The organism is Protofrankia sp. Cas3, assembly GCF_963555955.1.
Classification (GTDB): Bacteria; Actinomycetota; Actinomycetes; order Frankiales; family Frankiaceae; genus Protofrankia.
In genome coordinates this window covers 1-17779 of the sequence record NZ_CAUVXP010000119.1, presented here as the reverse complement: position 1 = coordinate 17779, position 17779 = coordinate 1, and the positions used below count along the sequence as shown (strand labels likewise).

Below are 17779 nucleotides of genomic sequence, written 5' to 3'. Positions count from 1 at the left end.
TCGCGCAGCCACGGGAGGGTGGTGGGGTCGTCGCGCCAGCCGGCGGCGATCGCCTGCACCGCCGTCTGCCGAATCCGGGAGTCCCGGTCGAATATTGCCTGGGTGTGGAACAGCTCACGAATCTGGCGGTCATCGGAGAATAACGCCGCGGCGATCAGTGCGATAGATGTCGAAGCCGGCGACGCCGCGATGTGGCTGCCCCGGATGAGAAACCAGTTCCGGTACCGTAGGCGGCCCGGCCAGCGGGTACCAACGGTTTGAATGACAGGAAGGACCTCCCGCACTATCGCATCGCCGATCGGCGACCCCCAGCGATCTTGGAAGAACTCCAACAGCCCGGTCAGGGCGTCCAGCACATGGTGGCCTTCGCGGACGACCGCGCCCGCATTCCGCACCTCCGACAGACAGCGCACCGCAAGAACAACGTTCCGCGGGGCCGTATCGGGGGTCAGCGCCCACAGCGGATTGGCGTCCCGGATCAGATAGCCGACGATCTGGCCGGTGAACTGCTCAGGGAGCATACTTGCGACCAGCAGCAGCACATCCTGCCACGCCTCGTCCGCCCAGTGCCGCCCGAACACCTCACCCGTCAGATCCTCCGGATCCAGTTCCCGGCTATGGAACCGTCCCACGATCTCATCGGCGCAGAAATACTCCAGAAACGCCCGGTGCACAAACCCGTACACATCAGCGCCATATCGGCTCAGGATGAAGTTCCGTTCCCGGAACTGGGCCAGCATCGCCTTCGCGGCCCGCCGCGCCACCGGCACTTTCAGTTGGTAGCGGCTGCGGAGGTAGCTGTCGAACTCCTCCACCAACTCCGCACCACTGATGTGGTTCCCGGCCAGCCCCGCCCGACCGCTCTGCATCCGCGCGGCAACCCGACGCAACAACTCGCGGCGATCGTCACTGTCGATGTACTCCGCCGGCACCGAGGCGTCCCGCAGATGCCGGTTGACATCCCACTGCTCTACCAGCACCTTCGCCGCATGGGCATACACCGCCCGCCGGTCCCGCGGCAACTCCTGCCGCCGCCCGATAATCGCAAGAATCGTCAGCAGCAGCGGATTACCCGCCAACTCCCGAATCGACACCGACTCGGCCACCGCACCCAGCAACCGATCCCGCCGCGCCGCAACCTCACCCGGCCGATCGTGCAACGCCAGCCGGTACCAACGGTCCACGAACACGCCGATCTGCTCGACGTCGAGGTCCTGGACCGTGTAATGCCCGAACCCGGCGTCATCCAGCACCCTTCGCGAATAGCCGATCACCCGGGAGGTCACCACCACCCGCACCCGGGGATACCGCGCGGCGAACCCGGCGATCTGCCGGGCCACCGTCTCCCGTTCCTTCGGATCGAACAACTCGTCCAACCCGTCGAACACCACCAGCGCCCGGCCATCCGCCCGCAGATAGCCAGCCAGCACCTCCGCCGGCAGCCCCAAACCGTCGGTGTCATGCAGCCGCTGCAAATACTCCAGAAACGTCGGGCACTCCCGCCGCAGATCGGCGAACGACCGCAGCTCCACCAGGACCGGCAGCCACCCCTGCATGCCTGGCAACGGCTGTCCACCCGGACCACCGGCCAACGTCAACACCAGAAACTGCGCCAGCGTCGACTTCCCCGCTCCCGGATCCCCCAGCAGCACCAGCAACCGGTTCTCCGCCGCGGTCACCACGTCCAACACCGCCCGCACCGGCCGCTGCGCATACACCACCCGCGCGCGTGCTAGTTGGTCGGCGTCCACCCCGTCCGGCAGATCCGCGTCGTTGATCTCCCCGGCGTCCACCAGCCGGCGCCACAACTCCTTCGACAACTCCACCGGCGGCCGCTCCGCCCGCACACTCTGCGGGACAAACACCGACTGCACCAGCACCGGCAGATGCGTCTCATGCTCCGCCGGGGTCAACACCTCCAGGTCCAACCGCCGATACTGCGCCACCACCCGAGTCAGATACGCGACCCGCAGCTCCGCCGGCAGCGCACCCCGGTCGGCAGTCCCTGCCTCCTCCCGCCGGGCATCCTCGGCCGGGACCGGCGGATAGTGCTCGCGGAGAGCCGCCAGCAAATCCTCAACGGCTTTCGCCGGGTCCTGCCAGTAGGCCGCCACCCGGGTATCGAAAATGACACTGTCCAGGTCAGCTTCCTGATCCATATGCACCGCAAACACCCGCACGGTTGACCCGCGGCCACGGGCAGCGTTCACCAGCAGTCGCGGAAGCCGCGTTCCCATCGCCCGCACCGTCCCGCACAACACCACCGGCCCGTGCTGGCTGAGAATCCGGGATGCCTGCGCCGTCACCGACTCGCCGACAAACACCGCACCGTCATGCCACACGTCATACCCGGCCGCGCGTAACGGGCCGGCCAGCTCCTCCGCCAGCGCCTCCTCCCCGGCCGCGTGGGCAATCAGCACCGTGATCATCCGCACGTCACCGGCCTACCGGTTGATCGCGGCCAGCAACGCCGCGACCCCGCTGTCCCAGTCCGCGGTCAGGTCCGCCGCCTTCAGATCAGCAAGGAGCGCCGGGGCGTCGCCACCCGTCAGCACCGCCGGGAGCACCCGTACGCTGTGACCGTTCAGCCAGCGGGCCACCGTCGGCGCCCACTCCCGCAGCATCCACGGCGCATCCACACCCGCCGTCGACAGGCACAGCACCACATAGTCCGCCGCCGTCAAACCGGCGTTCATCTTCTCCACGATCGAATCACCGACGGCGATTTCCCACCCGTCCAACCACACCTCGTGCCCGGCCGCCTTCAGATCGTTCGCGAGCCGTTCCGCCGGCACCGCATCGACACCCCGATGACTGACAAACACCCGCGCCACAACATCCCCCGATCATTGCCGGCAGTGGGCCGCGTTGAACGACCTGAACGGCACACTCAGATCGTTCCCGTGACGGTATCCGAGTGATTATCTGACCGAACAGACACCCCACCCCACGGCCACCGCGACCGGCCGGACGAGCCGGACCCAGCCCCACCCGTAATCCTCATCTCAGCTGCCATCTATCGGTCGATTGTTACTGCCATTCGATGAGGTCGTCCATCCGGGCGCCGAGGCGTTCGCGGGTGTATCGCGCCACGCCCTCGATGTGATCCCGCATGAAGGTGCTGGCCTGGCCGCTGTGGCCGGCCGCGATGGCTCGGGCCAGTCTGAGATGATCATCGGCGATCAGGTCGTGCATGATGCGGGGATCATCGACGGTGGCAACGTGGTGACTCACGATCTGGCCCATGGTCTGCAGAGTCAGCTCGAGCACCCGGTTACCGACAAGCGACGCCACGGCGCCGTGGAACATCGCATGCTCCTGTACGAAACGGGCCAGCTCCTCGGGCGTCTCGCGGACCTCGTTGAGCTCGAGATACGGGGCCATGGCGGCCACGCGGGCGGTGCGGTCACTCGCGCGGGCGGCCCGCTCAGCGAGAATGCACTCGGCGAACATCCACGCGTCGAACAGCTCGTTGTACGTGGCTCCCGCCATGTGGAAGTACAGGGTCGAAATGCGGCCGAGGTTGGCCGGATGGACGCTACCGACCACCGGCCCTCCTCCGGGTCCCCGGCGGATCGAAATCAGGCCCTGGACCTCCAGCAATCGCAGGCCTTCGCGCAGCGACTCTCGGCTCACACCGTATTGTTCGAGCATCCCGCCTTCGGTGGGAAGCCCGTCGCCGGGTTGCAGACCCTGGTCGATGATGGTTCGCACGACCTCGCGGGCGAGGCTTTCCGACGTCTTGAGTGTGCGCAGTACCGCGCCGTCGGCCGTGATGGCGATACAGCCACGCGTCGGGACCGCCGAGGAATGGCCGTTGCGTCGCGCCGCCTCGCCGGTCACGTCCAGCCCCTGCTCGGCCAGCCGCGGCCGCAGGTGGCGGCCAGGCGGTCCCAGGGCAGCTGTTCGCCGGACCGGACCGGCGCGATGTCGGGCAGATCCCGGAGTGTCCTAGACTCGGTCGTCACGTCCGAAACCCTTCGTCGTCCTTTTCCCCGGCAGCTGTCAGCGGGCGTCCCGGCCGAAGGCGTTCTCGCTCCGGTGAGCCTGGCGACGTAGGCCCTTGACGTCAATTTATCATGATGTTTAAGCTAGCGCCCACGTCGCTACCAGGGGATGTTGAGGGAAACCATGGGCGTCAGGCAGTCAGACGGCGATCCCGACGGTGCGCAGGATCTGGAGGCCTTCCGGCGGCGTGCACGCAGCTGGCTTGCCGAACACGCGCCATCGCGGGAGGGCCTTGGCCCGGGCGCCGGAGCCGAGGGCGCCCAGGGCGCTTCCTACGACGTGTCGGTCTTTCACGACCTCTCCTTCGACGACGAGAAGGCGTTGATCGAGCGGGTGGCGGGCTGGCACCGGCAGAAGATCGACGCGGGGTTCGGCGCGTTGGACTGGCCGCGGGAGGACGGTGGCGTGGGGCTCGGGCCGGAGTTCGTCGAGGCGTTCGCCGCCGAGGAGACGCGCTTCGCCGTCCCGCCCGCCCATGAGCTGGTGTCGGTGACGGTGCATCTGATCGCGCCGACCATCGGTCTTGTCGGCACGCCCGAACAGCGTGATCGCCTCCTGCGGACCTTCCTGCGTGCCGAGCGTCTGTGCTGCCAGCTCTTCTCCGAGCCGGGGGCCGGATCCGACCTGGCTGCGCTGGGGACCCGTGCCGTCCGCGACGGCGACGGATGGGTGGTCAACGGGCAGAAGGTGTGGAGCTCGGGGGCGCAGTTCGCCGCCTGGGGCATGGTGCTGGTGCGGACCGACCCGGACGTTCCCAAACACGCGGGCATCACCGCGTTCCTGCTGCCGCTCGACACGCCCGGGGTGACGGTGCGGCCGTTGCGTCAGATGTCGGGTGGCACGTCCTTCAACGAGGTCTTCCTCGACGACGTCCGGATCCCGGACTCGCTGCGTCTGGGGGCGGTGGGGGCGGGCTGGAAGGTGGCCCTGACGACCCTCGGCTTCGAGCGGGAGGCGACCGGCGGGCACAGCGGCGTCGGGGGCGGGTGGCGGCAGCTGGCTCCGCTCGCCTGCGCGCTCGGCCGATTCGATGATCCCCTGGTGCGCCAGAAACTGGCCGACGTCTACATCAGCGAGCGGCTGGCCGAGGTGGCGTCGCTGCGGGAGGCCGCCGGGCGGGCGTCCGGGCGTCCCGGCGGACCGGAGGGGTCACTGCGCAAGCTGCACTGGGTGCGGAGTCTGGCGCTTGCCTCGGTGGCGGCGGAGGCGGTGCTGGGGGCGCGTCTGGTGGCCGACACCGGTGAATGGGGCACGTTCGCGTGGACCGCGCACATCCTGGGCGCTCCCGGATATCGGATCGCCGGTGGTTCGGACGAGATCCAGCGCACCATCATCGCCGAGCGGCTCCTCGGGCTGCCGAGCGAGGAACGGGTCGACCGCAACCGGCCGTGGCGGGAAATTCCCCGGTGACGGGGCCGACTGGGGACGAGCCGATGCTTGCGGGCAAGGTGGCGCTGGTGACGGGAGGCAGCCGGGGGCTGGGCCGACAGATGGTGCTGGCCTTCGCGCAGGCCGGTGCCGACGTGATGATCACCAGTCGGAAGCTGGCCGGCTGCGAGGCGCTTGCCGATGAAGTACGTCGCAGGACGGGCCGGCGAGCATTTCCCTACGCCGCCCACGTGGGGAACTGGGACGGGATCACCGGGATGGTGGACGCCGCCTACGGCGAGTTCGGTCACGTCGATGTGCTGGTCAACAACGCGGGGATAGCGCCGCTGTACCCGAGCCTGGAGGAGGTCAGCGAGGAGCTGTTCGACAAGGTGATGGCCGTCAACCTCAAGGGCCCGTTCCGGCTCACCGCTCTGGTGGGCAGCAGGATGGTGCGTGACGGTAGCGGCTCGATCATCAACGTGAGCAGTGTGGCGGCGATCCGCCCGACCCCGAGAGACCTTCCGTATGCTGCTGCCAAAGCCGGGCTGAACACGTTGACAACCGGGTTCGCGCTGGCGTTCGGACCGGCGGTCCGGGTGAACACAATCATGGCCGGGCCGTTTTTCACCGATATCAGCGAGGCGTGGGATGCAGAAGCCTTCGAGACGCTCGCGCGCCGGTTCCCGCTGCGCCGCGGTGGACAGCCGGACGAAATTGTCGGGGCGGCGCTGTACTTCGCCTCGCGGGCGTCAAGCTTTACCACCGGGGCGGTGCTGACTGTCGACGGTGGCCAGGCGACCACACCCTACGACGCGGATATCACCCACAACTTACCGTAAATAATATCACCCGTGTTCATCGTCATAAACACGGGTTAGAAAGGCTGAGGAGGCGGCGTGGTCTGGGATTTCGGAGACCGATCCGGTATTCCAGCGGGAGCTGGACCGGGCCACGCACCTCGCCTCGTTGGCGTCGTATCACCGGGCCGGTCGTTGTGAGCGGGGCAGGTCGTCAGGAGGGAGCGCGGGCTGATGGATCTGGCGTCGAGTGAGGAACGCGAGCAGTTACGCCACGCCGTCCGGGCGTTTCTGGCGGAGCATTCGCCGCAGACCGAGGTCCGGCGGCTGATGGAGACCCCTGAAGGCTTCGACCGGGAGGTCTGGTCGCGGCTGGCGGACGAGCTGGGTGTCGTCGGCCTGCTCGTCCCCGAGGAGTACGGCGGGGCCGGGGCAGGTGTCGGCGAGGTCGGCATCGTCCTGGAGGAGATGGGGCGCGCCCTGCTGTGCGCGCCGTACCTGTCCACCGCCGTGCTCGCCACCGGTGTTCTGCTCCATCTGGACGACGAGGCCGCCCGCACGGACTACCTGCCGGGTATCGCCGCCGGCCATACCGTCGCGACCGTCGCGCTCGCCGAGGAGTCGGTTCGCTGGGATGCGGCAGGCGTGGCCGCCACCGCGACCCACGATGGGTCGGGATGGCGGCTGCGGGGGACGAAGATGTTCGTCCTCGACGGGCTGCACGCCGATCTCCTCCTCGTGGCCGCCCGCACCGGCACCGGCACCGGCACCGGCACCGGCACCGGCACCGGCACCGGCACCGGCACCGGCACCGGCACCGGCGACGACGACGACGGCGGCGACGGCGGGGTCAGCCTGTTCGCGGTCGAGGGCACCGCGCCCGGCCTGCGCCGGAGCGCGATGCGGACGCTGGACCCGACCCGGCGCCAGGCACGCCTTGACCTCGACGACGTGCCGGGCCGTCTGCTCGGCGCGCCGGGCGGTGCGCAGCCGACGTTGGCGTACCTCGTGCACCTCGCCGCCGTCGCCCTGGCCTGCGAACAGACCGGCGGCGCGGCGCACGTGCTGGACATGGCGGTCGGATACGCGAAGACGCGGGTGCAGTTCGGACGTCCGATCGGGCAGTTCCAGGCGATCAAACACCGCTGCGCCGAGATCGCGCTGGAACTCGACGCTGCCCGCTCGGCGGTGGCATACGGGCTGTGGGCGGCCCAGGAACACGAGGTGGAGCTGGCGGTGGCCGCATCCGTCGCGAAGGTCCGCTGCTCGGAGGCTTTCGCGTTCGCGGCGGCCGAGAACATCCAGGTGCACGGGGGTATCGGGTTCACCTGGGAGCACCCCGCCCATCTGTACTTCCGCCGAGCCACCAGCAGCGAGCTGATGTTCGGTGACCCCGCCCACCACCGGGAGCAGCTCATCCGCCATCTCACGGTCGAGGCCGGACCGTGACCGTGGACGAGGAGTTCCACCACCGGGACCGGTGCGCGATCGTCGGCATCGGCGCGACCGACTATTCGCGTGCCTCGGGCCGCAGTGACCTGACGTTGGCGACGCAGGCGGCCCTGGCCGCTCTCGATGACGCCGGGTTGTCCCCGCGTGACGTCGACGGCATCGTCCGCTGCGACATGGACACCGTGCGCCAGCACGATCTTGCCGACGCGCTGGGCATCCAGGATCTGACCTACTGGTCGGAGGTCGGTCCGGGCGGGGTGGCGCCGTGCGCGATGGTCGGCCAGGCGGTGGGCGCGATCCTGTCCGGCCAGGCCACGACGGTGCTGGTGTTCCGGGAGCTCAACGGCCGTTCCGGGCGCCGGTACGGGCTGTCGTCCACCGTGGACGCGCAGGTTGGCGGTGCGGGTAGCTACGACGAGTTCTTCGCCCCCTACGGACTGCTCACTCCAGGGCAGATCTTCGCGGTGATGGCCCGGCGACACATGATCGAGTATGGGACGCGGGCGGAGGAGCTCGGGCACATCGCGCTGGTCTGCCGGGCCCGGGCGAACGCGAACCCCGCGGCGCAGATGCACGGGCGTGCGCTGTCGATGGACGACTACCTGGCCGCCCGGATGATCGCCGATCCGTTGCGGCTGTTCGACTTCTGTCTGGAGACGGACGGGGCGTGCGCGCTTGTCGTGACGAGCGCGGCCCGGGCGCGCGACGGCCGCAAGCCGCCGGTCCTGATCCGGGCGGTGGCGCAGGGCAGCGGCCGCAACCCTCAGCCCGGCGTCCAGTTCCCCGTCCTGATGCGGGAATCGATCACCGAGCTGCCGGCCCGGTCGGTCGCCCGCACGCTCTACCGCCGTGCCGGCCTTGGTCCGCACGACATCGACGTCGCCCAGATCTACGACTGCTTCACGATCACGGTGCTGCTCCAGCTCGAGGACTGGGGATTCTGCCCGAAGGGCGAGGGCGGGCCGTTCGTCGCCGGCGGCGGGATCGACCTCGGCGGCCGTATCCCGATCAACACCGGCGGCGGGCATCTGTCCGAGGGCTACCTGCACGGCATGAACCACATCCTCGAGGGTGTCCGCCAGATCCGCGGCGAGTCGACGTCGCAGGTGCCCGGGGCCGAGGTCTGCCTGGTCACCTCCACGCCGCTGCCCCCGGGCAGCGCCCTTCTGCTCCGGGCGGCATGACGTGGGAGGCAGCGGGGCGGGCAGCGGGGCGGGCGGCGGGGCGGGCGGCGGGGCGGGGCCTGCCCGAGTGGCGGACCCGCGCCTTGTCCCCAGGGACGACGACCGGGACACCGGCGGCTTCTTCCAGGCCGCCCGGCGCGGTGAGCTGGTCGTGCGGATGTGCAACGGGTGCGACGGCCTCCTGCACATGCCCAGGGCCTACTGCCATACCTGCGGGAGCTGGGACGGGCGCTGGCAGTCGGTGGCCGGCACCGGGAGCGTCTACTCCTGGACGGTGGTCACCCACCAGGTACATCCGTTCTTCCCGGTGCCCTACACGGTGGTCCTCGTCCAGCTCGACGACGTGCCGGCCGCTCGTCTTGTCGGTCACCTGCCCGGCGCGTACCCGATCACTGCCGGGCAGCCGATGCGGGTCTGGTTCGAGACCGTCGCCAACGGTGTCGTCATCCCCCAGTGGAAGCCACAACTACCGTCTGTAGAACGGTCATCTGTGGAGAGTAAGAGATGACCATGAGGACGCGCGCGGCGGTGCTGTGGCCCGATCGGTCGCAGTGGAGCATTGAGGAGATCACCCTCGACCCGCCGGCCGCGGGTGAGGTCCTGGTCCGGATGGTGGCCACCGGCCTGTGCCACAGCGACCACCACCTGCTCGACGGTGGGTATCCCGGCGCGCGCCGGCCGGTTGTCGGGGGCCACGAGGGAGCGGGCGTCGTCGAGGCCGTCGGAGCCGGTGTGCACGCAGTTCGTCCCGGTGACCATGTCGTGCTCAGCGTCCCGTTGCCGCCGTGTGGGGCGTGCGCCGCATGCCTCGACGCCCTCCCGTACCTGTGTGAGCGGGGTGCCCTGATCGGGCAGGGCTTCCAGATCTCCGACGGCACCGCCCGCCATCATGCCCGCGGCGAGGATCTGAGCGTTTTCGTGTTTCTCGGTACCTTTGCCGAGCACACGGTCGTCAATGAGGCGAGCTGCGTCGTCGTCGATCCCGCGCTGCCTCTTGAGGCCGCCTGCACCATCGCCTGCGCCGGTGTCACCGGATGGGGCGCCGTCCTGAACACCGCCGAGGTCCGTGCCGGCGACACGGTCGTGGTGGTCGGGGTCGGCGGGATCGGTGCGAACGCCGTCCAGGCCGCTCGTTTTGCCGGCGCCCGCTCGATCGTGGCCGTTGATCCCGTTCCCTTCAAGCGAGGTGTCGCGAAACGGCTCGGTGCCGACATCGCGGTGGCAAGCCTCGGGGAGGCGGCGACAGTGGTGACCGACATGACGGCCGGCCGGATGGCGAACACGGTCGTCATGGCCATGGCGGTCGGTGACGGCCGCTGCACCGAGGCGGCCCTGTCCCTCGTGGGAAAGCGCGGCCGGGTGGTCGTGGTAAACGTCCATCCCGCCGACGAGAACACGGCCACGATCAACCTGCGGAACCTGCAGAGCCTGGAGAAGCAGATCGTCGGCTGTCTCGCCGGCTCATGGGACGGGCGAAAAGGCATTCGTTTTCTCGCCGATCTCCACCGAGCCGGCCGTTACGACCTCGACGCCATCGTCACTCGCACCTATGACTCGCTCGCCGAACTGCCGTCGGGATACCGCGACCAGGCCGAGGGCACCATCATCAGAGGAGTGCTCCGACTTTCCTGAAAAACGAGCCTCGGTCTTTCCTGAAAACCGCGGGGTGGTGACGCCGGCGGAGGCCGGGTGCATGGGCCTCCTGTCCGGGTCGCTTACTTCCCGGACAGGGCTGTCAATCCTGCCGCCACCAGGAGCGGCACCGCCGAGCCGACGGTCTCGAAACCGGTCCCGACGGTCATGCCCTGGGCGTGCCGCGCGTGAATACCCGCGGCGATGATAGCCGCCTTGAAACAGCCCAGCGCGAGGTAGAACGGCAGGTTTGTCACCGCACGCCCGGAGGTCGCGCAATATCGTTCGACGAGCGCGTCGGCGGACGGCAGGCGAGGGCTGGTCGAGGCGGCCCCACCGCCCAGCACGGGGTCGAAGGCCGGATCGGCGTAGGCGATGTGCAGGCCGAGGTCGGCGAGGGGGTCGCCGAGCGTCGCCATCTCCCAGTCCACGAGCGCCCGCACCGTGCCGACATCCCCCGGGTCGAGGATCGCGTTGTCGATGCGGAAGTCCCCGTGCACGATCGACGCGCCGCTCTCGGCCGGGCACGCCTCGATCAGCAGAGTGTGCAGCAGGTCCAGATCAGCGAGCTCCCGGGTCGCCACGCGGGTCCACTGGTCGTGCCAGCGCCGGACCTGGCGGCTGAGGTAGCCCGCCGCTCTGCCGAACCCCTCGAGCCCGACGGCCGCCGGATCGACGGCGTGCAGTCGGGCCAGCACGTCGATGAGGCCGAACGCGCAGCGGGTGATGTCCGCGGCCGGCAGTGCGTGCAGCTCCGCACGGGTACGGATCACCTGCCCGTCGACGTACTCGACCAGGCAGAACGGGACGCCGAGCACATCCGGGTCCTCCCGCAGCGCGACCGGCCGGGCGACGGGTACAGCGCTGTCGAAGAGGGCCGCCACCACCCGGTATTCCCGGGCGATGTCGTGTGCCGACGGGGTCAGGCCGCCCAGCGGCGGTCTGCGCAGCACCCAGGCCGAGCGCCCGTCGGTGATGCGGTAGGTGAGGTTGGACCGGCCGCCGTGCAGGAGTTCGGCCCGGATCGGACCCGCATCCGCCACCACGGTGTCGAAGAACCGTTGCAGCGCGGGAAGGTCGAGCCCGGTGGGCGCCGCGGTGGCCGCGGTGGCCGCGGTGGCCGCGGTGGCCGCGTCGGTCATGACCGTGCTTCGGTGTCGACGGCTGTCACCGGAGCCGGTGTGAGGTCAACGGCCATCATGCACCCTTGTGGCTAATGTCCATCAGCCCATGCAATCCGTTTCGGAACTGCGGTGTCAAGGGGATGGCGAGCCGACCCACTGGAGCGGAAGCAGCCACCCCACGGCGTCACCGAATACATGGAGCGCCGGGATATACCGGCATGGAGAAGGGGATGAGAGCAGTCGGGGCCAAGGCGCGGATCGCCGGGGTATACGGGTCGAGTTCTCCGGGGCCGAAGCGGCAGAGCTTGATTGCCCACCAAAAATTGTCGGCAACCTCGCCGGAGATGGTGTAAGAGGCATCGGGACGCAGGCATGCCCAGCCGCCGGCCTGAAGCGCGACCAGGGTTGTGACGGGCTGCCCGATGCGCATATCCCATGCCCGTACGGTCCCGTCGTTGCCGGCGCTGGCGAGCAGGGGAGATCGTATTCTTTTCGGTGCTGGGGACGTCCAAGCCGGCTTCACGTTCCGTGGCCATGATCCGAATCATCGCTGTAATGCAGTTGTACTGCACAGGGGATGGACGTCCGTGGACGTCCGTGGACGTCGGTGGACGGCCCCGAGGCTGCGACCTGCACCGATCGACATCAGTTGATATCCACCGACATAACGACCGATTCCACCTACTGTCGGACGACATTCGGCCGAACGGTAGGTGGTTCCGGTCATCAGGATGGCCTCAACGACCTACGCACCCCGGCCCCGTCACCCGGATTCTGTTCACCGGCGGCATCACATGGCAGCTGGTGAAGCCTCGTGGCTGGCACGAGGCTGCCACCCTGCTGCGGGATGGAGCCTTGTGTCGTCCCGGTAGGGGATGTGCCGGACGGTGTGTACTGCGTTCTGCGTAGCCGGGAGTGTCGGCGGGCGGACGATGACGGGACAGGTCCGGTCCGGGCCTGTTCATCCTGCGACCCTCGCTCGTCCTACCTGCCGGTGTACAGATCTGCGTGGACCTCACCATCGGTCGCCGATCTCGCAAGCTACGTGAAGGGTTTGGGCGACCAGATCGATCTGGTCAAAAAAGTCGTTCCTTTATTTTTAATCATCCTTGGAGGATGCCTCACCGCTATCGGGGTCACGCTCACCGTGCTCCGACGGTCAGATGGTCAGATGGTCGGGGCCGGGACACGACGGCGAGCGGAGGCGTGGGGGAGCTGGCGCCACGCTGCCGACCAGGACCGACTGAAGGATGTCGTCCATGCTCCGAGCCGTCGAGCGCCGCACCTCGTCCACGATGTCGACGTAGCTGCCCGCACTCGTGGCAAGTCGGCTGCTCCGCAGCCAACCAGACGCGAATGGGCAGGCGGTGACCTGTGCCGGCAGCGCCTCAGGCGATCTGGCGGAGGTCGTTGCCGTAGTCGAAAATGATCCGCATGCGGGCACCCGGCGCCCGGGCGTACCGGCTCAGCGTCGCGACCTCGTTGACGTCGAGGTCACCGTTCTCGATCTGGCTTACCCGCCCCGGTGAGACGCCCATCAGCAGCTCGACCTAAACATGCGGCGTCGTGCTTCCGGCAGACTCCGCGGGTACTTGCATGACTGACAGCCACGATCATAGCCCAGCCCACCGACGACCACGCACACCAGCGCACGTGGACGGACATCCGAGCCCACGTCACTGGACTCGACGTACCGCAGCGGACGTCCACGGATGATCCGGAGCAAACTACGGATCAAGAGGTTGGGGGTTCGAGTCCCTCCGAGCGCACGCTGGTTGAGGCAGGTCAGAGCCCCGTACTGGATCACCGGTACGGGGCTCTTTGTAGCCACCACTCTGTCAGGCGTCCGCACGGCGGATGCGGAGCAATCCCCGGTGAACCACCGTCACCGTCCCGACGAGATCGGCCAGGTCGTGATGCGCCCACACTCTCGTCGAACACCGTGTCAGCTTCGACTACTCGGCCACGATCTCGCTGACCGACATGCCATCTGCCAGACGATCGAGCAGCGCGCTCACCGCCACCCTGGTACCCCGGATACATGCCCGCCCATGACAGATCGCAGGATCCGCCACGATCAGAGCCAGGCTGTCGACGACGCCGCGGCGGTACAGTGTGCCGACGATCAGTGCGTTCCACGGCTGAGACTCGTGCGGCAGATAGAGGTCAGCGACGGACAGTCCGACGTGCAGGGGACCGCTGCCCCTCACATCGACGGCACGACGCAGCAATGCGAAGGCATTGCCGTGTTCCTGCCTCTCGTCGACCATCCGCTCGCCACGGGCTACGGTGTCTTCCAAGGTTCGGATTGCAACCGCAGACGGTTGCGCCATGGATGTCGATGCCCGTAGCTCTCGGCGAGTGCATCGTCGAGCCACCATCGTTGATCTTCGGTGAGGTGTGGCAGGACTGCCGCGAACTCCGCGTCGTCCTGGGGGCCAGGCTTCTTGGCGCTGTAGAACAGCTGGATTTCGGGCGTGAGGTAGGGGACGCCGTCGGGGCCGGGCAGACCGAGGGCGGCGATGGGCTTGCGTAGACGGGCGCCGCGGAATGGCAACCAATCGGCGCCAGCGGATTCAGCGAGCATGATTTTTAGCCGCCACGGTGAGGCAGGACCGGAACGACACCAGATTTCGTGATCGAACATAGACAGTCGCTGACCGGACGGCCATAGGCCCAACGTGTCGGTACCCGTCCACCACTCCCATCCAGGCAGGATTTGCTGAATCAGCATGTGGTCGCGGCGCAGCATCAGCACGGCGATATTTTTATGCTCAGGCACGGCGCGGCCGGCCGCACGTTCGATCGAATAGCTGTCGGTCACCCACCACGGCGCGTGCAGGGTCGAGAAAGCCGTGACGACCTCGGCTGCGCTGAGCGGTGCCCAGCCCGGAAACTTTCGACGATTTTTTCGGTAACCCAGCGCTGTTGCCAGCGCCAGGCCAACTCCAACAGCCCCTGTGGCGGTCGGAAAGGCGTAATACCAGCCGACGTCCTTCTCCACGGTAGTAGGATCTTCCGGGTCGTAGACGACACGAACGCGGTCGCCGACATGCATATCCCCGGTCGCGTTGTCGAGTGGTTCCGTAACGACGGTTTCGCCGGTTCGTGTCGTGAATCGTACTGTGTAGGGATCCTTGCGGTGACTAGCCGTGAGAACTTCTGCTGTGGTAGTGAGGCCGCGCGTCGCGAAGATATTGTCGTAGTAAAACGAGATGGCGGAGAGGGCGACGAAAGCAGCAGCACCCAGCAGCCCGACCCTGAGGCGGTGCCGTTCGGAGCCCGGGCGCCGGTCTGCATACATTGACCAATGATGGCGTACCGGGCGCTTCGGGTGGTGCATCCCGTGCCATGCGTTCGATGCCGCGGTCGAGCGGGTCCGTGCGGTGGGTGCGACGATCCAGACGGACGTCCACCGCAGTCCCAACGCGGGTCGCCGTGAGGTTTGGCTACGCGACCTCGACGATCGCGGCCTCGACCGCTCCGAGGTCCATATCCGGGGTGCGTTGCACATGCACGGAGGTGGTCGCGACATCGACCGACGCCGCGGTGACACCGGGCACCCGGCCGACAGTCTCCTCGATCGCCGCCTTGCAGTGACCGCAAGTGATGTCGGATACCTGCATCGTCAGCGCCCAGGAGTACAACTGGTAGGAATTTGTAGTTGCATATAGTTTGCAAAAAGCGGCCCGGTCGGTGCCTGCTGACGCGGAGGGAGTGACCCATGCACAGAGTCCAAGGCCCGGCGGGATGCCTACCGGTCGCGATCGAGGTGATGACCGCCTACACCGACTCAGCCGACGACCCCGGCTTCTTCTGGGAGAGCGTGCAGCGGGTGATGGCGGACGGCGCCGGCCACGCTGACCCGAGCGCGGCCATGGCCGAGCTGGTGCTGGGCCTGTCCGCCCTGTGCGGGATCACCCTCGAGCTTCTCGCCGAACAGTCCGGACCACAGAGCAAACCGCGCGACGTCATCGCCGCGATCCTCCGCGCCTACGTCACCGACCCCCCTGGTTGATCCCGCCCCACTGTTTGATCCCGCCCTCCGACCTGGCTGCACTCTGCGACCTGGTGGCACTCCGAGCTGGCTGCATTCCGCGGCCGCAGGCGGCCGGGCGGGGCTACCCGCACCTCTCACATCTCGAAAGGACCACACACGGTGGCGATCTACACACTGCCTGACCTGCCGTACGACTACGCCGCGCTGGAGCCGGCGATCAGCGGTGAGATCCTGGAGCTGCACCACGACAAGCATCACGCCACCTACGTCAAGGGCGCCAACGACACCCTCGACACGCTCGCCGAGGCTCGCGACGCCGCCGACTTCGGTGCGCTCGTCGGCCTGGAGAAGACGTTGGCGTTCAACGTCTCCGGGCACATCCTGCACTCGCTCTACTGGCAGAACCTGTCCCCGGACGGCGGCGACAAGCCTGACGGCGCCCTGGCCGACGCGATCGATACCGGCTTCGGCTCGTTTGACGGCTTCCGCGCGCAGCTCACCGCCGCGACCAGCACGGTGCAGGGCTCCGGCTGGGGGATCCTGGCCTACGACGTCACCGTCGACCGGCTGCTGGTCGAGCAGGTCTACGACCATCAGGGCAACGTCGGCGTCGGGAACATTCCGCTGCTGGTCTTCGACGCCTGGGAACACGCCTGGTACCTGCAGTACAAGAATGTCAAGGCCGACTACGTCAGCGCCCTGTGGAACATCGTGAACTGGGCCGACGTCGCCGCCCGCTACACCACGGCGAGGCACACCCGACCGGTCTGATCCCGACGGCGACGTTGCGGCCCACCAGGCCCCAGCGCATGGCGATATTCAGCCCGTGCCGCAGCCCCGCGACGCCGCGTCCCCTCTTGCCGGGCACTCTTATGGGGGAAGCAGCCGGTCATCGCCAGGGCGGCTGAACCAGGTGGGGTTGCAGGTCGGTAATAAATTACGAGCGACCGGCGACCGGGACGCGGCTGCAGCGCCCTGCCCTGCACAGATGCATCGCAAGAAAGTCGCTCATTGTATTCCAGACCCTCCGCCGCGCGGCTTTCGCGAAGGCCTGTGACCTGCAACGATGCGCCCACGCGCGGGAGGTGGGCCAGCGATGCGCGTGGGTGCGGCCTGGGGCGAGGGCTACCTCGCCCCAGTAGTACACTGTCGACCACGTTTATATTCTGAACATACGATTACCTAGTTGAGCCACGGCCGGGCGGCCGTGGCTGGCTTTGTTTTCGGTAATTGAATCGGGGGGGAATGGAGTCTCAGAGGAATACTGCCCGGAATAGACGGGTCGCGATGTTCACGGGTTTAGCTGCTCCGTTCATAGGGGGATTATTCGTCGTTGTCGCAGCCTTCATAAAAAGTGGTAACGGTGTAGCAGTGGGAGTCTCGGTCGCACCCGCCATGCCGCAGACGGTCATGGCGTCTCCATTTCTGAATCCAACGAGCCAGGCGTCGATGGTTGTTTCTTTTACTCCTGCGTTGCCGAATCAAATTTCCGGCCGAAGTTCGGAAAACGCGCCGGTGGGTCCAGCGGCAGGTCCAGCGGCAGGTCCAGCGGTGGGTCCAGCGGCAGGTTCAGCGGTAGGCCCTGCGGCAGGCCCTGCGGCAGGTTCAGCGGTTGCTCCCACGGTTGCTCAGGGAAGCCCTCGACCGTCGGTTGCACCTACGAGCAATAATTCCTACCTCAACAAAATGATCAGAACCTCCGACGGAGCTGTCTACTACATCAACTCCGACGGCCTGCGCCAGTACGTACCGAATTCCAACATTGAGAACTGCATCCGGGTCCGCGCCAATGTGGCGGGCCCCTTTTCGGTCGATTATTCCACCCTCGACGCCTATCGATCATCTCCAAAGAAAGCGTACTGCCCATACGAAAAGGAAAAATATCTTAACTTTGTCTCGGCGGATGGGAATTTTGTGTGGCTCGTAGAAGCCGGCGGTATCAAGCATCATGTAGGTACTACGTGTGGAGGTGCGGCTGCATATACCGACGAGAGTCCGAAATGGTGGAAGGTTCATCCGATACCGGTAGGCGAGACCGATGGGCACGAAGTCGGATCTGACTGGTTCGCATCGGATGGTACCTGCGCTGCCCTGGCACCATAGCGGGAGAAGTCGCGTTCGCACTCACAGTTGGCGAGGTCCGACAGGGAGAGCTCCGACATGGCTCCGTCCGACGGGTCGCTTCGGCCTTCGGCTGTCGGCTCTTGGCCT

General features: G+C 67.5%; 17 protein-coding genes and 1 pseudogene. 8 read left to right on the top strand and 10 right to left on the bottom strand.

Going from position 1 to position 17779, the window contains the following annotated elements:
* The 4 genes from U9983_RS19675 to U9983_RS19660 all read right to left on the bottom strand — a co-directional run.
* A partial coding sequence (locus U9983_RS19675) for an NACHT domain-containing protein (protein ID WP_322755449.1) occupies positions 1 to 2429 on the bottom strand: 2429 nt, incomplete at its 3' end.
* A 15-nt stretch (positions 2430 to 2444) separates the two neighbouring features.
* On the bottom strand, positions 2445 to 2825 hold the full coding sequence (locus U9983_RS19670; RefSeq protein WP_322755448.1) for a toll/interleukin-1 receptor domain-containing protein: 381 nt from the start codon (positions 2823 to 2825) through the stop codon (positions 2445 to 2447).
* A gap of 205 nt (positions 2826 to 3030) precedes the next feature.
* Complete coding sequence (locus tag U9983_RS19665; RefSeq protein ID WP_322755447.1) at positions 3031 to 3843, bottom strand: FadR/GntR family transcriptional regulator; 813 nt, start codon at positions 3841 to 3843, stop codon at positions 3031 to 3033.
* Positions 3840 to 3968 carry a hypothetical protein gene (locus tag U9983_RS19660; protein WP_322755446.1) on the bottom strand — a complete coding sequence of 43 codons (129 nt, stop codon included), beginning with the start codon at positions 3966 to 3968 and terminating at the stop codon, positions 3840 to 3842. The genes U9983_RS19665 and U9983_RS19660 overlap by 4 nt, the downstream gene beginning before the upstream one ends.
* A gap of 163 nt (positions 3969 to 4131) precedes the next feature.
* On the opposite strand from U9983_RS19660, the gene U9983_RS19655 reads away from it, so the two are divergent.
* The 6 genes from U9983_RS19655 (at position 4132) to U9983_RS19630 (ending at position 10444) form a co-directional block, all read left to right on the top strand.
* Positions 4132 to 5418 carry an acyl-CoA dehydrogenase family protein gene (locus U9983_RS19655; protein ID WP_322755445.1) on the top strand — a complete coding sequence of 429 codons (1287 nt, stop codon included), beginning with the start codon at positions 4132 to 4134 and terminating at the stop codon, positions 5416 to 5418.
* Positions 5419 to 5441: 23 nt separating this feature from the next.
* The gene (locus U9983_RS19650) at positions 5442 to 6218 is read left to right on the top strand and encodes an SDR family oxidoreductase (RefSeq protein ID WP_322755450.1); all 777 of its coding nucleotides are present in this window, start codon (positions 5442 to 5444) and stop codon (positions 6216 to 6218) included.
* Positions 6219 to 6410: 192 nt separating this feature from the next.
* Positions 6411 to 7625: an acyl-CoA dehydrogenase family protein gene (locus tag U9983_RS19645; RefSeq protein ID WP_322755444.1), complete on the top strand. Its 1215-nt coding sequence runs from the start codon at positions 6411 to 6413 to the stop codon at positions 7623 to 7625.
* Complete coding sequence (locus U9983_RS19640; RefSeq protein ID WP_322755443.1) at positions 7622 to 8812, top strand: thiolase C-terminal domain-containing protein; 1191 nt, start codon at positions 7622 to 7624, stop codon at positions 8810 to 8812. Before U9983_RS19645 ends, U9983_RS19640 begins: the two co-directional genes overlap by 4 nt.
* A 1-nt stretch (position 8813) precedes the next feature.
* Complete coding sequence (locus U9983_RS19635) at positions 8814 to 9320, top strand: Zn-ribbon domain-containing OB-fold protein (protein ID WP_322755442.1); 507 nt, start codon at positions 8814 to 8816, stop codon at positions 9318 to 9320.
* A gap of 2 nt (positions 9321 to 9322) precedes the next feature.
* Entirely contained in the window at positions 9323 to 10444 is a 1122-nt protein-coding gene (locus tag U9983_RS19630) for an alcohol dehydrogenase catalytic domain-containing protein (RefSeq protein WP_416211453.1), read from the top strand.
* 83 nt (positions 10445 to 10527) lie between these two features.
* Here the strand turns inward: U9983_RS19630 and U9983_RS19625 are convergent, their stop codons facing one another.
* From U9983_RS19625 to U9983_RS19605, 5 genes and pseudogenes are all read right to left on the bottom strand, one after another.
* Entirely contained in the window at positions 10528 to 11586 is a 1059-nt protein-coding gene (locus tag U9983_RS19625) for a phosphotransferase family protein (protein ID WP_322755440.1), read from the bottom strand.
* Between the two features lie 1370 nt (positions 11587 to 12956).
* Positions 12957 to 13109: pseudogene (locus tag U9983_RS19620) on the bottom strand (XRE family transcriptional regulator); the annotation flags it as partial.
* A gap of 414 nt (positions 13110 to 13523) precedes the next feature.
* Entirely contained in the window at positions 13524 to 13838 is a 315-nt protein-coding gene (locus U9983_RS19615; protein WP_322755438.1) for a DUF433 domain-containing protein, read from the bottom strand.
* Between the two features lie 14 nt (positions 13839 to 13852).
* Positions 13853 to 14872 carry a DUF3592 domain-containing protein gene (locus U9983_RS19610; protein ID WP_322755437.1) on the bottom strand — a complete coding sequence of 340 codons (1020 nt, stop codon included), beginning with the start codon at positions 14870 to 14872 and terminating at the stop codon, positions 13853 to 13855.
* A gap of 145 nt (positions 14873 to 15017) precedes the next feature.
* Complete coding sequence (locus U9983_RS19605; protein ID WP_322755436.1) at positions 15018 to 15194, bottom strand: heavy metal-associated domain-containing protein; 177 nt, start codon at positions 15192 to 15194, stop codon at positions 15018 to 15020.
* Positions 15195 to 15292: 98 nt separating this feature from the next.
* On the opposite strand from U9983_RS19605, the gene U9983_RS19600 reads away from it, so the two are divergent.
* Entirely contained in the window at positions 15293 to 15586 is a 294-nt protein-coding gene (locus U9983_RS19600) for a hypothetical protein (RefSeq protein WP_322755435.1), read from the top strand.
* A gap of 141 nt (positions 15587 to 15727) precedes the next feature.
* On the top strand, positions 15728 to 16339 hold the full coding sequence (locus U9983_RS19595; protein WP_322755434.1) for a superoxide dismutase: 612 nt from the start codon (positions 15728 to 15730) through the stop codon (positions 16337 to 16339).
* 691 nt (positions 16340 to 17030) lie between these two features.
* Here the strand turns inward: U9983_RS19595 and U9983_RS19590 are convergent.
* Positions 17031 to 17225: a hypothetical protein gene (locus U9983_RS19590; RefSeq protein ID WP_322755433.1), complete on the bottom strand. Its 195-nt coding sequence runs from the start codon at positions 17223 to 17225 to the stop codon at positions 17031 to 17033.
* Between the last annotated feature and the right edge of the window lie 554 nt (positions 17226 to 17779).